We start from the raw sequence: 16,513 nt of genomic DNA, 5'->3' as shown, positions 1-16,513 counted from the left end.
TTGTTTCGAACGGTAAAATACTGTTTATCAATATTTTGAATTTTAAAAATAAAAGCAAGAATTGCAATTAACTTTCTTCAAGTTTATGTAATATTCCTTGTTCCAGTCCACGTAGCTCGGCAAGTCCTTTAAGCCTGCCAATAAGGGAATATCCAGGATAATGCTCTTTACCTTCTTCCAAAGTATGCAAAAAACCATGGTCGGGGCGCATGGGGAGCCTTTCTGCTCTTTTTTGCATTAGGAGGATAATTTTTTCCACGATTATATTCATATTATTAGAACCTTGAAGATGTGGAGATTCTTTAAAAATGTTTTTATTTATTCTAATGACATTTCGAAGATGCAGAAAATGTATGCGGTCACCAAAACGGTCTATAATGGCCGTTAAATTGTTCTCCGGATGTGCGCCCAACGATCCGGTGCAGTAACACAATCCGTTTGCATTTGAAGCAACCGACTGAAAGATATGTAGCAAGTCTTCTTCAGTTGAAACTATTCTTGGCAGCCCTAAAACCGAAAAAGGAGGATCGTCGGGATGAATGGCCATTTTTACCTTATGAGATTCGGCAATGGGAATAATTTCAGCTAAAAAATATATTAGGTTTTCCCGCAATTTTTGATTGTCGATATGTCTGTAATTTTCTAAAAGGCTTAATATTTCATCAGCAGTAAAATTTTTGGTGCTACCGGGAAGTCCTAATAAAGTATTTTTAAAAAGTGTTTTTTTATCGGCTTCGCTTAAGGAATTGCCATATTCTTTGGCCTCTTTTTTTTCTTCTTCAGAATAATCGTTGTTGGCATGGGGCCTTTTTAAAAGATGAATGTCAAAGTAAGCAAATGCAATTTTATTGAACAGCAATGTTTTCGAGCCATCCGGGTTAAGGTAATTATGGTCGGTGCGCACCCAATCGAGAATGGGCATGAAATTGTAGGTAACAACATGAATACCACAAGCCGCCAAGTTTTTAATACTTTCTTTATAATTTTTAATGTATTGATGATAGTCTCCCGATCTACGTTTAATAGCTTCGTGTACGGGCAAGCTTTCAACGACACTCCATTCCATTCCTGCTTTTTGTATGGTTTTTTGTCGTTTTTTTATTTCTTCCACGCTCCAAACAGCTCCAACGGGAATGTGATGAAGCGCGGTAACAATACCTTCGGCGCCTGCTTGTTTTATGTCTATTAGGTTGGTGTTGTCTAGTGGACCAAACCAACGCATGGTATTAAGCATTGTTTTCATCTACTGTATTTTTTAGTGCCATGAGGGCCTTATACCGGGGGCATATGGAAATTTCAAGGATTTGTAATAGTTAAGGGAATGTTTTGGGGTTTCCATGCCTTTTGGGAATGGTTTTTTTGAAAATGTTTGAAAGTAGCTCATACATGCATCACGCCACCATTTGGCTTCTTTAAGCTGTATGCTTAACAGCATAGCTACTTCTTGGTATTGTTCTGCCGAAAAATATGGTTTTATTTGTTCCCAAAGCGATTGCATTTCTCTTACCTGACCCACACCTTCCTGATATTTTAAGGCAAGTCCGTTCCATAAAATATTGCCGTTTTTTAATTTATAATCCCACGGGAGGTGATGAAACCACAACAGATATTCTTCCGGGCAGGTTTCAAGGTTGTTAAAAGTATCGGCAACGGGTTTGGCATATTGGGCGGTGGCATTGCTTCCGGTTGGTGTGCGGTTGAACCCAATGCCAAGGCTATCTGCTTTATGGTAATATACAGGGTTCCATTCTGGCCGGGAAAGGTTGGATACCCATGGGCCGGGCCCATAATGATGCCCGGTATCCATTAAATGGTGCAACCCGAGCGGTGTCATGTAATTTACCACTGCCGCCCGTGATATTAGCAACATTTTAATCATAGGGGTTACAAATTCATCATTGGTAGAGTAGGTCATGCGCAGCCATTCATTGGCAATAGTTTTGGCACTTAAATAAGGATTCCATGACAATCTGCCAAAACCATACCAATTGGCTTGGCCAAAGGGATGCCCGGTCCAGTTTACGTCGCTTCCAATGTTTGCTACGCCGGCCATGCCACTTATTTTTTTATGGTCAAGTGTTCCATCAATAACTTTGGCTACCAAAGAACCTTTTCCATGTTGGTAAGTATCGGCTTGCAAAACTTCTTCATAAAGTTTGGGCAAGTATACCAAATGAGTGCTAAAGCCCAGGTATTCCTGTGTTATTTGAAACTCCATCATTAAAGGTGTTTTGGGCATGGCCCCGAACATTGGGTGAAAAGGTTCCCGCGGCTGAAAGTCGATTGCCCCGTTTTTTACCAGCAATAGCACGTTTTCCTTATATTTTCCATCCAGTGGAACAAATTCGTTATACGCTTGTTTGGCCCTGTCGGTGGCATCGTGCTCAGAGTATACAAAAGCACGCCACATTACAATGCCTTTGTGCGGGGCCAAGGCATCGGCCAGCATATTGGCGCCATCGGCATGCGACCTTCCATAGTTTTGTGGGCCGGGTTGCCCTTCAGAGTTTGCTTTTACCAAAAAGCCTCCAAAATCGGGGATTTCTTTATAGATACTATCTATTTTTACCTTCCACCAATTCCTGACCTCGGGATTTAAGGGGTCCGCTGTTTTTAGATTGCCAATTTCAATAGGGGCAGAGAAACGTGCGGTTAAATAAACGCGAATTCCATAAGGCCTGAAAACATTTGCCAAAGCCGCCACTTTTTTAATGTACATTGGCGTTAAAATAAGGGCGTTGGCATTTACATTGGTAAGTACGGTTCCGTTAATTCCTACGGAAGCATTTGCCCGGGCATAATCAATATACCTTTGGTCGATATAGCCGGGAAGTTTATGCCATTTCCATATGGAATTTCCTGCATAGCCCCTTTCTACAGACCGGTCGAGATTGTCCCAATGGTTTAAAATTCTTAAATCTATCTTTGGTGCATCGATAATGGGTAATTTTTCTAAAGGAAGATTCATTTGCAGGTGTTTAAGCAAATGAAAGACACCGTAAAGAACCCCAATATCATCATTGGAAGTAACAATGATGTTTTCTTTTACATGGGAAATTTGAAATCCGTTTTCCTCAATTTTAGACGGTTCAAATAACGTTTGGTACTCTTTGTTCAGGTCTTTTATTTTAGCAACGATTATAGCATTTTTTATATTTTGACGTTCCAAAAAAGTGGGTTTGTCTCCTAATAATCCTGTAAGGCCCACACTTAACTCTTTTTGTGCAATTTCCAGCGTTTTGGTATCGGGCCGGATATAAGCCGATTGGATCTGGTTGCGGTATTCCTGCAAAAGTTCGCTATTTTTTACTTTTCTGTAATCCAGCCAAAGTTTATATCCAGTTTGAGGAAGCATTTGTATGGAAAATAGAAATAAAACGGTAACGATGCTTATTCTTGTAAAAGTATTCAATGTTCTTTTTTTTAAATCGGTTTTTTCAAATCTTGTGTCCACTATCGGGCATTGACTGGAATTATGTCGAGTAAAATTATTTTTTTCAATCTAAAATAGAAAAGTAATTTGTTACATGCTATTTACTTTACGTTACATTCATAAGAAAATACAACAAGATTGTGCAATGGCAATTTTAATTTCTGTTTTTTAGGTAGGATTAGCTACTTTTGAAAGCATCTTGACTTTATTTGATGCCTACCAAAGAACCAAACCAATAATGAAATTACATAAAATTATATTTCTTCTATTTTTATTTGCTGCACAAGTTTTTGGGCAAAAGATGGAAGAAGGCCAAATCTATTTGGCCGATCCAACTATTTTTGAAGATAACGGAACTTATTATTTATACGGAACAAAGAACGATGCGCGTATAGAAGGCGATGGATTTCTGGTATATACATCTAAAGATTTAAAAAATTGGGAAGGCCCCGCTGGGATTAATGAGGGCTTTGCATTAAAAAAAGGGGATGCTTTTGGCACAAAGGGATTTTGGGCGCCCCAGGTTTTTAGGTATAAAGAAAGATATTACATGGCATATACTGCCAATGAGAACATAGCCATAGCCACTAGCGATAACCCACTTGGACCTTTTACCAACAATAAAGAGGCCATAGAAGCACCGGTAAGGCAAATAGATCCCTTTATTTTTTTTGATGAAGGAATTCCCTATTTGTACCATGTAAGGTTGCAAGAGGGGAATAGGATTTTTGTTGCTGAAATGACAAACGACTTAAAAGCCATAAAACCGGAAACCTTAAAAGAATGCGTCCATGCTTCTGCGGATTGGGAAGATACCCAAAATTCGGACTGGAAAGTAACCGAAGGGCCAACGGTTTTAAAAAAAGGCAAACTGTATTATTTAATCTATGCTGCCAACGATTTTAGAAACCCCGATTATGCAGTTGGTTACGCAACCAGTAAAAGTCCAATGGGACCTTGGGCAAAAGCCAAAGAAAACCCGTTAATTTCCCGGGAAAACATTGGGGAGTTTGGTAGTGGGCACGGAGATGTGGTAACCAATAAAAATGGTGATATTTATTATGTGCTCCATACCCATAACTCTACTTCTAAAGTACACCCCAGAAAAACCGCGATTGTGAAAATTGGCTTTAAGGGAAAGAAAATCATGGCATATCCAGATTCATTTAAATGGATAAAATTGTAGTTTTTATTAAAAAATTAAGCTTCATTGATATTGTTTTTAAGGCTTTTCTTTATGTTGTCTTGATAATCTTTAGGGTTACACCCGTATTTTTCCTTAAAAATTTTAGAAAAATAACTTTTACTGCTAAAACCAATTTTATATACAATTTCTGAAATGGTATATTCCCTTTTTTTAATCATTTCTTCGGCCATTTCAAGTCTTGAATTTTTTATATAGCCTGTAACTGTTTTTTCAAACATCAACTTAAAACCTTTTTGGAGCTTTGGTGGGGTAATGGCATATTGAGAGGTAAGTTTTTTTATGGAATAAGACTTTTCGGGAGACTGCTTTATGGCGCTGGATATTCTCTTAACTTTTTGTATTTCCAAATTAGAAAGCTCAAAAGAATTAGTGTCATACCGCAAATCGCTTATGTATTGCTGTATAAGAAAGGCCAGCAATAATTTTACGTGCCCTTCCATGAAAATGTTTTTTAAAACCCCAGTTTCTTTTACCTTGTCAATCTGTTCTATAATTTCGGCTATTTTAAGGTTGCAGTTTCCATAATGCGAAAAATCATCGTTTTCGTTTAGTATTTTAAAAACCGGTTGAAAGTCATGCAGGTTAGATGCCCATTGTTTTTCTTTTTTTAAATACCCTTTCGGGTTAAATTTTACAATGGTGACGTCGTTGGTTTGGTTTTTTGGTATTATAAACCGTATCCCGGCCTTTCCGGCCTTTAACACTACCGTTTGGTTTTCATAAATTTTCTTACAGCTATTGCCATGCTGTTTTATATGCAAGAAACTACCTTTGTTGCAGTACATAAAATACAGGGAAGAATTTGGGTGGGCACTTTTAACCTTAACGGCCAAATCTTCTTTTAAAGAAACTTTATACTTTATATACGAAATTGTATTGGAGAAACTAATGCCATGAACATGCCCGTTTATATGTGTGCCTTTGAGTTGCACGCCCATGTTTAGGCCATCTTTTGGCTCGCCTCCAATTTGCTGTTGTATTTGCTTGTATATGAATTTTAACTTTTTATCAGCTATAAATAAGGGTTTCATCTATTTTTGTTGATTGTTATGTAGCGGTAGGAGCCCAAAAATCAACAATAAAATGAAGGAGTATTAACGAAATAGAAGCTATAATTAACAAAATAGAACTTTAACAGTTGTTTTACCTCTAGTTTTTTTATTGCAGGCTATTTATAAATGAATAATGGGCAAATAATAGTATCTTACTAAACTATAAAACAAGCCGACCTAAATGAAAAGCATCAAAGTACAATCGTTGCCCATTGACGAAGTTATTAAGGATATAGCCAATTTATTTCAAACCAATTATAGCGAGTACTGTGGCGAATACGCTGTAGAAATACCTGAAACATTTGGTAACGGAACCATAAAAGGGTTTAACTTTAGTAGGGGATTGGGCATTGTTTTTTACGATTGTGAGTTTTTGGAGGATTTTGAATTTCAATTTGTGGTCGATAATGTGCATCCGGTTAAATTTCTTTTTTGTACCAGTGGGGCTGTTGACCATAGGTTTGAAAACAGTAACAAGCTAAACCGGATATCTAAATTTCAAAATGCCATTGTGGCCAACAAAGGAAGAAAAGGACATGTATTGAAGTTTAAGGCCAATACACGGGCATGCCTGAACAGCGTTGAAATTATCCGTTCGGAGTTTAAGGAAAGGCTTGATTGCGATTTTAAAAACCTCGACAAAAACATTTTAAAACTATTTAGAGACCAAGAAGGAAGTAATTCTTTTTATTATGAAGGGTTTTACAGCTTGGTTATTGCAAACCTATTTAAAGAAATCGACGCGTTTTCCCAGGAAAGGTTTTTGTGGAATTTATATATGGAAGGAAAATCCTACCTTATTCTGGTGCAACAAATAATGCAATATAAAGACGATTTGCAAGAAGGTAAAAACAGAACCATATTAAGGCAATCTGATATTGAATTGATTGAAAAATCTGCAAAATATATTTATAAAAACTTAGAAGAGCTTGGCACCATACACGAAATAGCAACGACGGTGGGGGTAAGTGCCGGAAAATTGCAAAGCGGTTTTAAAGAGCTTTTCGGCGTTACGGTAAACGATTATATAATAAACTCCCGGTTAAAAGTGGCAGCCATTTTATTGGCAGAAACCGATTATTCCCTGAGTGAAATACAAGATAAAATAGGTTTGTCCAGCAAAAGCTATTTTTCTAAAATTTTTAAGGAATTTTATGGCATATCGCCTTCTATGTTTAGGCAGGAAAACAAGAAAAAAATCTTGGAGAAAAGGCAAAAATAATTCATGGGCGGTTACCGTGCCAAAAGCTAGCTTAAGGCAAAATCTTTCATGGAGCGTATCTTGTTAATTCCGGCCTGTATCCTATCGCGTTGTGATCTCAAAATAGTGGCGGTACTCGCTGGAAAAATGTCAGATTTCAATGCTTCATTATATTCTTCAAGGGCTGCTTTTTCGCCCCTTATGGCTTCTTCTAGCATGGCTTCTTCCTTGAATTTTGTAAAAAGCGATTTAAAATCGATCCACCCCATATGGATGTCTTCTGAAATGGTTCCAGAAAATTTAAACTTTTCACCGTAAAGAACAAGCTCGTCTTGAAGTTCCGAGATAAATTCTTTACGTTCTCTTGAAAGGTTTCTAAAATAATGAATCAATGCTTTATTGTCGGTATGGTCAATGGCCCTTTGAAATCCGTTTTGCGCATCGATGTTCTTTACTAATATTTCGTTGAGAGAATCTCCTATTTTTTCGGTGTACTTTTTCATAACTCATTGATTTTGTGTCGTGTATTAAATTTACAAAATCATGATACGATCCGCTATTAAGGAAAGCATAATTTTGTGTCCTATTTTGCCAAATTCCCTTAAATTTTCATTTTAAAATACCGCCTATGGCGTGCCTTGGGATAGTTGGTTTCAAGAAAATTTTTATGCGGAAGAAAATTAGTTACTTATTTCAGCGGCCTTCTTTTTAACCGAAGAAAGGTTTATGCGGTATGGATTTTCTTTGAGCACAGAGGCAAGGTGAACCATATTTTGAGCCATAATCAACAACATATTGTTTGTAAATTCATGCTTGTCGCCCTTTGCTTTAATATAACTTGGGCCGGGGCCTGCTTTTCCAACATAATAACTAAACGAATTAACGGCCAGGGTAAACCCATGTTCGGCAAGGTCGAATAAAATACTGGAAATGGCTTTTTTTGCACCGTCCTCGTTACCATCTACCAACACGCCTGCAACTTTATTGTAGGTTGGATATTGCTCGTTTTTATCTTTTTTGTCCTCAAAAAGACCATCCAACCGCTCGGCGACCAGTTTGGCTACAGAACTCCTGTCGCCTCTCCATACGGGCGTTGCCATGATAAAGATATCTGTTTCTTTAATTTTATTGAAAATAAATGGCCAATCGTCTTCAGGGCCTTCATCAGATGATGTTCCAAATTTTATGTGGTAATCGGTAATTCTCACTATTTCCGTGGCAACATTAAGATCTTTAAAAATAGCCGCAGATTTTTCTATAAATGCCTTTGTGTTTGATGTTTCGGGAGAATATTTTAATGTACAGTTTAAAAAAAGTGCCTTGAGTTTCATAATCTATAATTGTTTTCAACTAAATATTTAAACTTAGTTTTAATTTTTCCTGATAATTCTTTGGGCTGCAATCGTATTTTTCCTTGAATATTTTCGAGAAATAACTTCGGCTGGTAAAACCAATATCATAAACAATTTCAGAAATGGTACAGTCCCTATTTTTAATCATTTCCTCTGCAATTTCAATTCTCAGGTTCTTTATAAAATCGGCTACGGTTCTATTGTGCAATACCTTAAACCCTTTTTGAAGTTTAGAAGGTGAAATAAGGTATTTTGCAGTTAGTTTTTTTATAGAGTGAGCAAAGGAAGGATTGTTTTTTATGTAATCTGAAACTTCTTTTACTTTCTTAAGTTCTGTGTTGGTAAGGTCGCTTATTTTATTTTGATTGAGAATATCCCAATTGTACTGTTTAATTAAAAGTGCCAACAGCAGTTTTATTTGGCCTTCCATGAAAATATTTTTTAACAACCCGCTTTCTTTGATGTTTTCGATTTCCTTAAAATAATCGCAAATTTTTAAATTATAGTTCCCGTAATGTGTATACCCTTCTTTACCGTTGTAATTTCTATAGAGGGCCTGTAAATTTTTATCCAGGTTAGTTATAAACTTTTCCTTTCTTAAATAAATCAATGGATTGATTTTTATAAAAATAAGCTCATGGGTCAACTCTTTCGGAAGGATAAACTGCATACCTTTTTCCCCAGGGTTGATTACGGTTGTTTGGTGCTGGTATATGGGCCTGTATAAGTCTCTTTTTTTTCCTTTGTGCATTATTTTTCCTTTGTTGCAAAAAATAAAATATAAAAAAGAAGTATGTCGCGAGGGTTGTAAATGTATGGCAACGGGCTCTTTTAAAGAAAGATTGCACTTAATAAAGGACACCGAATTGGAATAGCAGTTCCCAGAGAACTTTCCCGAAATCCCTATTTCGTTTGCTTGAAAATTAAACATTCCGTCTCCCCGAGATAATGTGCCATCTATATTTTGTTGGAGTTTTAGAAAAACATCCTCTATACTATTATCGGCTATTATTAATGATTTCATTGGCTGTTTTTTTATTATAATAGGGAATAGCAAGGGAAGAACATCTCTATGCAAAGAGATGATGTTGCTCTAATTTAGGGCATAATATTTTTAATAGTAAGTAATTAACATAGTTTAATAGATTTTAATAGTTTGTTTGCACTTTGATTAAAATAGTATTTAAAATGCTTTTTACTGGCGATAAGAAAAAGAAAAGGCCTAAAAGCAGTCTCTGCATTTTAGGCCTTTTTAGAGAAAAATAATAATTAATGAATAGCTTTCTTGTTTAAACGCTTTTCTGCTATGCTACTTAGTGTTTCGTCTGCATTGTTTTCTTCTTCAAGTGTTTTATGCAGTTTTTTTGCTATATCTAGGTAACCTAATTCCTTTGCATACCTAATAGCAGTGCCATATCCAGCAATTTCGTAATGTTCAACTCTCTGTGCCTCCGCGATAAGGCCTGCGTTTAGTACATCTTCTTCAGGCTTTTCTTCCATAAAATCGTCGGCTTCATGTATAAGTCCTTTCATCGCCTTACAAGTTTCCCCACTGGGGCTTATGCCTAGCTCGTTACAAACCTCTTCAATTCTTACTTTGTGCTGCTTTGTTTCATCAAGGTGGGTTTCAAAAGCTTCCTGCAACATTTCGTCGGTGGTGGTATTGGCCATTTTGGAAAGGGCCTCGATTAATTGTCCTTCAGCACTGTACAAATCTTTTAATTGGTGCTCTAATAAATCTTTTAGTGTTTTCATCTTAATTTTTATTAACGGTTAATATATACAATGAATTTATAGGTATTCCCATGTTTTAATTGCTTCATTTAAAAAAAATAATATCCCTTTTAAATAGTTGTGTTATTGTTAATTCATTTAAAAAATTAGTTAACTCATTTAGCTGAAAAACAGTTTATTATGGTTTTAATTGATTAATTTACAGAAGCTTTTTCTTTTTTATGAAATAGCTAAAATGTGAAAGAGAAGAAAGTATAATTAAAAAAAGACACTAATGGAATATCCAAGAGAATTTATAAAGGAAGACTTAAAAAAACAACCCGGAAAACAGTCCAAAATGAAAACAAAGCCCATTATAATAAGGGAAAATTATACAGGGAGCGGAAAATTAACGGGCAAGGTCGCGTTAATTACGGGCGGCGATAGCGGAATAGGAGAAAGTTGTGCTGTACATTTTGCTGTAGAAGGTGCCAATGTTGCCATAATATACTTTAACGAAAACGAAGATGCCACTAATACAAAAAAGAGAATAGAACAAGAGGGAGTCCAGTGCCTATTGATTAAAGGGGATTTAAAGGATGAAGTTTTTTGTAGGGATGCCGTTCAAAAAGTAATAGATGAATTTGGTACTATTAATATTGTTGTGAATAATGCCGCCATGCAATTTAAGGAAGAAAACTTAACGGAAATAGATTTAATTAATATGCAAACCACTTTTCAAACCAATGTTTACCCTTTATTTTACATTACGCAGGCAGCATTGGATTATTTAAAAGAAGGGGATAGCATTATTAATACCACTTCTATTACGGCCTATCGCGGAAATCCAGACCTCATAGATTATTCAAGTACAAAAGGGGCTGTACTTTCTTTTACGCGTTCTCTTTCAGCTTCATTGGCAAATAAGGGAATTCGTGTAAATGCTGTGGCCCCTGGCCCCATATGGACTCCTTTAATTCCCGCTACTTTTGATGATTACAAAAAATTTGGCCAAGATACTGCCATAGGAAGAGCAGGACAGCCTGCCGAACTAGGCCCGGCGTATGTCTTTTTAGCAAGCGAAGATAGTTCGTATATGACGGGACAGACACTGCATGTTAATGGAGGCACAATAATAGGAGGGTGATTTTTTTTGGTTTAGCATATAGATATGTTTGTATTTAGAAACAGGTGCTTTAGCAGTTCAAGGGAATATAGTAGCAGAGAAATAGCAAAAAAACAATTTGAGTATGCCAGGCAAAAGCTTTTTAAGGTTAATCAGTGGTCGTTTTTATCGGCATATATAGCCAAATTTATAATTTATGATCCTTATTATTTTAAACCAACCGATATTCTGGAGGTCGGCAGCTATATAAAAATATCGTTTCCCTTATCCTTGCCCGATAACTGGGTAAGGGTAACCAAAATCCGTTCAAATGACTTAGAGGCTTTTTTTGTAGTACAACCAACTTCCAGTCCCTTTTCAGCTAAAAAAAAGAAAATTAATCACTTTTTAAAAAAGGAAGCCAGCAGTACTTTTAAGGTGAAAATAAAGAAAACAGCCATAGTCGGTTACGAAGTTGGATGTAACGAAGTAATAAATAATAAAGGTGAGCAGGCGGGAAGCCGTAAAATAATAAATACTATCATGGCTTGGGGTGGTTGGTTGGGGCTGCAAAATATTTTATGGGGGAAGCTTACCAAATTTTTGGTTCGCTAGCCTATTGTTTGTGGTGTGGGTTTAAATATTTTCGTTCTTTGATAATTTACAATGGAAACCGGGCTAAGGCACAACCTTATTTTTTATTTTTTCTTCCAGATATTTGTTATCGGTTAAGTCCAAAAGCATGGGCGTAATACTTATGTTCCCTTGTTTAATGGTCCATCTGTCCGACCCTTTTTCTTCACTTTCTATGGGAACGACTGTAAACCAGTAATGGTCTCTTCCCATGGGGTCTTTGCTAGCTATAACCTTTCCGTCGTATTGACGTACTGATTGTTTTGTCCATAAAATATTTCCGTTTGGGTGCTGTGGAAAGTTAATATTGAGGAGTTTTTGTTCATCAAGATTAATAACTTCCGTCAATGTCTTCTTAACAAAAGTTTCAAGGGCATTAAAATCTGTTTCCTCTTCGCCCAACGATACGCTCAGGGCAATACCCCGAACATTAAAAAGTACAGCTTGGCGCGCGGCCGACAATGTACCTGAGTGCCATGCGGAATTTCCAAGGTTGGCGCCCATGTTTATACCAGATAGTACTAGATCGAAATTCTCAAACAAATGAATGCCCATGGCCACACAATCTGCGGGAGTACCCTTTACGCGATATGCTTCCAGGCCATCAAAAACTATAGGAGATGTTTTATAAGTAATAGGTCTTCCCGAAGTTATTGCATGTCCCATGGAAGATTGTTCTATGTCTGGGGCCATGACCACGACTTCACTAAAAGTAGAGGCAACTTTTGCCAAACAGGCAAGCCCCGGACTATATATTCCATCATCGTTTGTTACAAGGATTCTCATTTTTTTAACATTTTCATTTAAACTTTAAATTACAAAAAATAACCTTTTTTATCCTGTTAAAGCTTTTTAAATTCTAGTTAAATTGATGAAAAAAAAATAATATATCATCATAATTTAATACCTACCAACAATTAACAAGTTAGTTATGCAAAAAATAGTAATAATACATAATCCAACTGCGGGAAGTGCCGATCACAGCAAGAATTTTTTGATGAATCTTGTAGATAAATCGTTATTGGAAATTGAATATATTTCTACAAAAGAAGAGGCATGGAAAGAATACCGTTTGGGAGATGAAGACTTAATTTTATTGGCCGGAGGAGATGGAACGGTGAGAAAGTTGTTCGAAAAAATGCTAGATGCTAAATGGGAAGAAAAAAGAACGGGACCGCAGGTTGTACTATTGCCTTTGGGAAAAGCAAACAATATTTCTAAAACCCTCAACATAAAAGGCAAACCAAATAGAAAAATAATTTATAATGCAAACAATGCTGTATGGTACAATTATGGAAATATTGAAGGGCTTAAAGAAGAAAACTTTTTTATAGAAAGTATGGGCTTTGGAGTTTTTCCGCAATTACTTTCCATTATGAAGGATCTTAAAACCAACAATGAAGCTCCCGAAATAAAAATTAAACTTGCTTTGGAACACTTAATTAAAGTGGTAAAAAATTATCCCCCCGTAACTGTGGAAATTAAAGTTGAAGGAATAAACATTGAAGGTTCTTTTTTATTGGCAGAACTTATGAAAATAAAACATATTGGCCCTAATTTACAGCTAGCTCCCCATGGCGCCATAAACGATGAATGTTTTTACTTGATACTCATTACCGAAGGCAAAAGAGAAGCATTTATAAGGTACTTGAGCTCAAAGCTAGAAAACAAGCACAAAACCGAAAATATTAATGACTTTGCCATATGCATTCAAACCAAAAAGGCAAAAATAAAAGCCAAAGCCCCACAATTGCACATAGACGATAATTTATTGGAAAATTATTCGGGAAAATATATGGATATATCCATAAAAAGAGGGGTTTTTACATTTATTGAAAATATAAAATATCCATAATCATGATTTTATCTTTGGATAAATACCAAACCTACTTCCCTTCTATAAAAAATTGCCCCAAATCAAGCAAAGTTTAACACCATGAAGTTCTATTTGCATGTTTTCTGCTTCAATAAGGAAATTTGGGATGAAAGAATAAAAAACTAATGATTAAGCGGGTTAATTATTTGTTTTTTTGAAACACATATAAAAAATGATGTCTTGTAGCTTTGTAATGATCACAAATCAATAGGATTATGAAAACTGAAAATTTATCGCATACAGAAGCAATAAAAAAAATAAAAGAAATAATAGAGGGTACAAAAACAGCTATTTTGCTTACCGATCTTGACACATTGCCACTTGGGGCAAACCCGATGGAAACCAAAAAAATTGAGGATGACGGAAGCATTTGGTTTTTAAGTTCCCTGAACAGCGATCATTATTCAAACATACTGGCCGATAAAAGAGTACAATTATTATATAGCAACCCAGAAGACAAGCAGTTTTTAAGCATGTATGGAAAAGCATTTATTTATACAGACAAAGAACTACTTGAAGAATTATATACCAAAAAGGACGACCGATGGTTTGACGGTGTAGACGATATAGAGCTGATTGCCATAAAGGTGATTCCCTTGTCGACTTATTATTGGGATAAAAAACAAAATAAATTTATCGAACTTATAAAGGATTTTGTGGAAAATAAATCTACAGAAAAACATACAGAAAAAGATGTAAAAGGAAAATTAAAACGCTAACCTAATCTTTAATTTTCCGTTTATTCCTCTTTAGTGTTAGAGAGCGTGTGTTTTTTTCCTTCTTTGGTGTTCCAGCTATCTTTAAACAATTGCATAAAGGCCAAGCTCAGTACCATAGTTGTGGCAAGCCCCATGAGCAGGACCGTCATTATTAACATTCCTGTATTGGCAAACCAATCAAATTTCCATTTGGCCATAAAATTATGCGTAAAATCGGGATTCAGCTCAATAATATACAACGAGAAAAAAATGGTGTAGAAAACAGTAGCAGTAAATCCTGTTATTAACCCGGCAGAAAACCCATGTTGATACTTAAAACCACCGCCCTTGGATTTTTTTAGGGTTTTAATGGCCCAATATATTCCCGTACCCGTAATTATAACGTTTAAGAAGCTAAATACAGGCTGTATATGCAGTTTAACCATGGCGAGTAACAAGAAGTAGGCAGTTAATAATATTCCTGTTACAACACCGTATTTTATGGATATATTTTGATTTTTCATTGAATAAGCAAATTTTTTAATATCAGAGAAAGATACAAGTTGGTACAATATTTAAAGAACCATAAACGCTATCCATATTATTTTTAACTCATTTAATGAATTTACATACAAATTTGATGCTCCTTCATAAAATGGCTAATTTTTCATATTTGCAAGCTTGGCATTGCTTATATATTTTGTTTTATTAAAGTTGTAATATTCCGAAAGTAATTTTTTAATGTTCATTTTAAACTGAAAAGTGGTGTTAAGCGAGTCCGAAAATACTTCTACCGAGCCCGAATGCGCCTTGGCGATTTCGGAAACAATATAAAGCCCCAAACCAAGGCCCTGTCTGTTCTGTTCCGAAATTTCCTTGTAATAAGGTTTGAACAAGTTTTTAATGGTGTTGTCGGGAATTCTTTTACCGCCATTGGTAACTGAAATTTCAAAGCAACCAAATTTAATGCCCGCATATACCACAATGGGCTCTTTTCTATCGCCGTGCTTTATGGCATTGCTCAAAAGGTTAGACAAAAGCTCTCCAAGTCTGTCTGGGTCGCACGGAAAATCCTTGTCAATTTCAAACTTACACTTAAATGTTTGGGAGGGGTCAAGTGCTTTTGCTTCGGCCACAACTTGAGAGAGCGTAGATAACAATTGATTTTTATTACGCACTAAATGGAGTTGGATGCCATCTGCAATGTGTCCTTTTGCAAAATCCAAAATGGTATCTATTAATTCCTGCATCCTGTAGGATGACGACTTGATAATTTCTATCTGCTTTACAATGTTATCGGGCAGGGATTGTTTTAAAAGGATATCCGAGATCATTCTTGTGGTTCCAACCGGGTTGCGGAGGTCATGGCCTAGAATGGCAATAAAGGTGTCGCGCAGTTCGGCCAGCCTTCTTTCTTCCATAAGCTCGCGGTTGGTTTGCAAAATTGTTTCTTTCATGGCTATTTGCGACGAAACCATGCATGCATATTTGTTGAGCATGGAAGTAATTTCATACGTATTGAACGACTTGGCATCACGGTCCATGACTATCAAGGTCCCCAATAATTCATTGTTGTTTTTGTATATCGGGACGCCCGCAAAACTTTTGCATTTATGGATAAGGTTAAAAGGATGCGAGGTATATTTAAGGGATTCGTCCATGTTTTCTATAAGAAGCGGCTTTTTTACCTGTTTTATCTCACTGCAAATGGTATGTGGCAAGGGCAGCCTGTCGCCCTTTTTAAAATTAAATTGTAGGCTGTCCTTTATGTGTGCCACGATCCATTCTTTTTCGGTAACCCGGGTAATGGCGGCAAACCCCATATCTGTTTTAAGGCGGATAATATCCAGTATTTCGGTAAGTATTTTTAAATCGTTTATGATATCAAGATCTTTTTGAATATCAAATTCCAACGTGTTGTCCATAAAGTGAATTGAATGGTTTATTTTATTTTTTAACAGTAGGAGGGAGTTCTTTACCTAAAGGTATGCTTTAAAAATGGATTATTTTATAAAATAATCCATTTTGACGCTTTTGCGTTAAAAATTGAATTGTTTGTGACATTATTATGCTGCTTGGTAAATTGTTATGACCGAAACCATGCATGAACAGTCTAGTTAAACGAAATTAACACAATCCGTTTTTACCTTGACTGAATCCATCTGATAAGCATTACTTTATGGGGAAATTAAGTTAATTTTAATAGGTTGTAATAAATAAAAAAGGCTGAAATGGGGTTATAG

General features: G+C 36.0%; 16 protein-coding genes. 6 read left to right on the top strand and 10 right to left on the bottom strand.

The features are described from left to right. Nucleotides 1-67: 67 nt before the first annotated feature. Together uxuA and UXI14_RS08660 are read right to left on the bottom strand one after the other, a co-directional pair. Nucleotides 68-1,234 carry a mannonate dehydratase gene (uxuA, locus tag UXI14_RS08665; protein WP_335965870.1) on the bottom strand — a complete coding sequence of 389 codons (1,167 nt, stop codon included), beginning with the start codon at nt 1,232-1,234 and terminating at the stop codon, nt 68-70. 21 nt (nt 1,235-1,255) lie between these two features. Beyond that, entirely contained in the window at nt 1,256-3,355 is a 2,100-nt protein-coding gene (locus UXI14_RS08660) for an alpha-glucuronidase family glycosyl hydrolase (RefSeq protein ID WP_335965869.1), read from the bottom strand. Between the two features lie 316 nt (nt 3,356-3,671). Here UXI14_RS08660 and UXI14_RS08655 point away from each other — a divergent pair, with 316 nt between their 5' ends. Next, nucleotides 3,672-4,619, top strand: a complete 948-nt coding sequence (locus tag UXI14_RS08655; protein WP_335965792.1) for a glycoside hydrolase family 43 protein — start codon at nt 3,672-3,674, stop codon at nt 4,617-4,619. Between the two features lie 14 nt (nt 4,620-4,633). Here the strand turns inward: UXI14_RS08655 and UXI14_RS08650 are convergent, their stop codons facing one another. Next, a complete protein-coding gene (locus UXI14_RS08650) occupies nt 4,634-5,671 on the bottom strand; it encodes an AraC family transcriptional regulator (protein WP_335965791.1) in 1,038 nt (345 codons plus the stop codon). A gap of 202 nt (nt 5,672-5,873) precedes the next feature. Between UXI14_RS08650 and UXI14_RS08645 the strand changes: the two genes are divergently transcribed. Continuing rightward, complete coding sequence (locus UXI14_RS08645; RefSeq protein ID WP_277899499.1) at nt 5,874-6,914, top strand: AraC family transcriptional regulator; 1,041 nt, start codon at nt 5,874-5,876, stop codon at nt 6,912-6,914. A 26-nt stretch (nt 6,915-6,940) separates the two neighbouring features. Here the strand turns inward: UXI14_RS08645 and UXI14_RS08640 are convergent, their stop codons facing one another. From UXI14_RS08640 to UXI14_RS08625, 4 genes are all read right to left on the bottom strand, one after another. Next, complete coding sequence (locus UXI14_RS08640; protein ID WP_335965790.1) at nt 6,941-7,396, bottom strand: PA2169 family four-helix-bundle protein; 456 nt, start codon at nt 7,394-7,396, stop codon at nt 6,941-6,943. A gap of 177 nt (nt 7,397-7,573) precedes the next feature. Then, nucleotides 7,574-8,224 (bottom strand): flavodoxin family protein, encoded by a 651-nt coding sequence (locus UXI14_RS08635; RefSeq protein ID WP_335965789.1) that lies wholly within the window; start codon nt 8,222-8,224, stop codon nt 7,574-7,576. A gap of 19 nt (nt 8,225-8,243) precedes the next feature. Beyond that, nucleotides 8,244-9,269: an AraC family transcriptional regulator gene (locus UXI14_RS08630; protein ID WP_335965788.1), complete on the bottom strand. Its 1,026-nt coding sequence runs from the start codon at nt 9,267-9,269 to the stop codon at nt 8,244-8,246. 245 nt (nt 9,270-9,514) lie between these two features. Beyond that, entirely contained in the window at nt 9,515-10,000 is a 486-nt protein-coding gene (locus tag UXI14_RS08625; protein ID WP_335965787.1) for a ferritin-like domain-containing protein, read from the bottom strand. Between the two features lie 253 nt (nt 10,001-10,253). On the opposite strand from UXI14_RS08625, the gene UXI14_RS08620 reads away from it, so the two are divergent. Together UXI14_RS08620 and UXI14_RS08615 are read left to right on the top strand one after the other, a co-directional pair. Further along, entirely contained in the window at nt 10,254-11,105 is an 852-nt protein-coding gene (locus UXI14_RS08620) for an SDR family oxidoreductase (protein WP_335965786.1), read from the top strand. Nucleotides 11,106-11,129: 24 nt separating this feature from the next. Next, the gene (locus UXI14_RS08615) at nt 11,130-11,678 is read left to right on the top strand and encodes a hypothetical protein (RefSeq protein WP_335965785.1); all 549 of its coding nucleotides are present in this window, start codon (nt 11,130-11,132) and stop codon (nt 11,676-11,678) included. A 63-nt stretch (nt 11,679-11,741) separates the two neighbouring features. Here the strand turns inward: UXI14_RS08615 and surE are convergent, their stop codons facing one another. Next, complete coding sequence (gene surE / locus UXI14_RS08610) at nt 11,742-12,482, bottom strand: 5'/3'-nucleotidase SurE (RefSeq protein WP_335965784.1); 741 nt, start codon at nt 12,480-12,482, stop codon at nt 11,742-11,744. Nucleotides 12,483-12,627: 145 nt separating this feature from the next. On the opposite strand from surE, the gene UXI14_RS08605 reads away from it, so the two are divergent. Together UXI14_RS08605 and UXI14_RS08600 are read left to right on the top strand one after the other, a co-directional pair. Continuing rightward, entirely contained in the window at nt 12,628-13,551 is a 924-nt protein-coding gene (locus tag UXI14_RS08605) for a diacylglycerol kinase family protein (RefSeq protein WP_335965783.1), read from the top strand. Nucleotides 13,552-13,787: 236 nt separating this feature from the next. Further along, nucleotides 13,788-14,291, top strand: coding sequence for a pyridoxamine 5'-phosphate oxidase family protein (locus UXI14_RS08600; RefSeq protein WP_335965782.1), 504 nt, complete (start codon nt 13,788-13,790; stop codon nt 14,289-14,291). Between the two features lie 20 nt (nt 14,292-14,311). Here the strand turns inward: UXI14_RS08600 and UXI14_RS08595 are convergent, their stop codons facing one another. Together UXI14_RS08595 and UXI14_RS08590 are read right to left on the bottom strand one after the other, a co-directional pair. Then, nucleotides 14,312-14,794 carry a DUF4199 domain-containing protein gene (locus UXI14_RS08595; RefSeq protein WP_335965781.1) on the bottom strand — a complete coding sequence of 161 codons (483 nt, stop codon included), beginning with the start codon at nt 14,792-14,794 and terminating at the stop codon, nt 14,312-14,314. A 135-nt stretch (nt 14,795-14,929) separates the two neighbouring features. After that, nucleotides 14,930-16,195, bottom strand: coding sequence for a GAF domain-containing sensor histidine kinase (locus UXI14_RS08590; protein ID WP_335965780.1), 1,266 nt, complete (start codon nt 16,193-16,195; stop codon nt 14,930-14,932). Nucleotides 16,196-16,513: the final 318 nt, after the last annotated feature.

This window comes from Galbibacter sp. PAP.153 (assembly GCF_037029175.1).
Lineage (GTDB): Bacteria > Bacteroidota > Bacteroidia > Flavobacteriales > Flavobacteriaceae > Galbibacter > Galbibacter pacificus.
This window is presented reverse-complemented; position numbering and strand designations above follow the sequence as displayed.

Coding starts and splice junctions, on each gene's coding strand:
- uxuA (WP_335965870.1), bottom strand. CDS start 1,234: ATGCTTAATACCATGCGTTGGTTTGGTCCACTAGACAACACCAACCTA.
- UXI14_RS08660 (WP_335965869.1), bottom strand. CDS start 3,355: ATGCTTCCTCAAACTGGATATAAACTTTGGCTGGATTACAGAAAAGTA.
- UXI14_RS08655 (WP_335965792.1), top strand. CDS start 3,672: ATGAAATTACATAAAATTATATTTCTTCTATTTTTATTTGCTGCACAA.
- UXI14_RS08650 (WP_335965791.1), bottom strand. CDS start 5,671: ATGAAACCCTTATTTATAGCTGATAAAAAGTTAAAATTCATATACAAG.
- UXI14_RS08645 (WP_277899499.1), top strand. CDS start 5,874: ATGAAAAGCATCAAAGTACAATCGTTGCCCATTGACGAAGTTATTAAG.
- UXI14_RS08640 (WP_335965790.1), bottom strand. CDS start 7,396: ATGAAAAAGTACACCGAAAAAATAGGAGATTCTCTCAACGAAATATTA.
- UXI14_RS08635 (WP_335965789.1), bottom strand. CDS start 8,224: ATGAAACTCAAGGCACTTTTTTTAAACTGTACATTAAAATATTCTCCC.
- UXI14_RS08630 (WP_335965788.1), bottom strand. CDS start 9,269: ATGAAATCATTAATAATAGCCGATAATAGTATAGAGGATGTTTTTCTA.
- UXI14_RS08625 (WP_335965787.1), bottom strand. CDS start 10,000: ATGAAAACACTAAAAGATTTATTAGAGCACCAATTAAAAGATTTGTAC.
- UXI14_RS08620 (WP_335965786.1), top strand. CDS start 10,254: ATGGAATATCCAAGAGAATTTATAAAGGAAGACTTAAAAAAACAACCC.
- UXI14_RS08615 (WP_335965785.1), top strand. CDS start 11,130: ATGTTTGTATTTAGAAACAGGTGCTTTAGCAGTTCAAGGGAATATAGT.
- surE (WP_335965784.1), bottom strand. CDS start 12,482: ATGAGAATCCTTGTAACAAACGATGATGGAATATATAGTCCGGGGCTT.
- UXI14_RS08605 (WP_335965783.1), top strand. CDS start 12,628: ATGCAAAAAATAGTAATAATACATAATCCAACTGCGGGAAGTGCCGAT.
- UXI14_RS08600 (WP_335965782.1), top strand. CDS start 13,788: ATGAAAACTGAAAATTTATCGCATACAGAAGCAATAAAAAAAATAAAA.
- UXI14_RS08595 (WP_335965781.1), bottom strand. CDS start 14,794: ATGAAAAATCAAAATATATCCATAAAATACGGTGTTGTAACAGGAATA.
- UXI14_RS08590 (WP_335965780.1), bottom strand. CDS start 16,195: ATGGACAACACGTTGGAATTTGATATTCAAAAAGATCTTGATATCATA.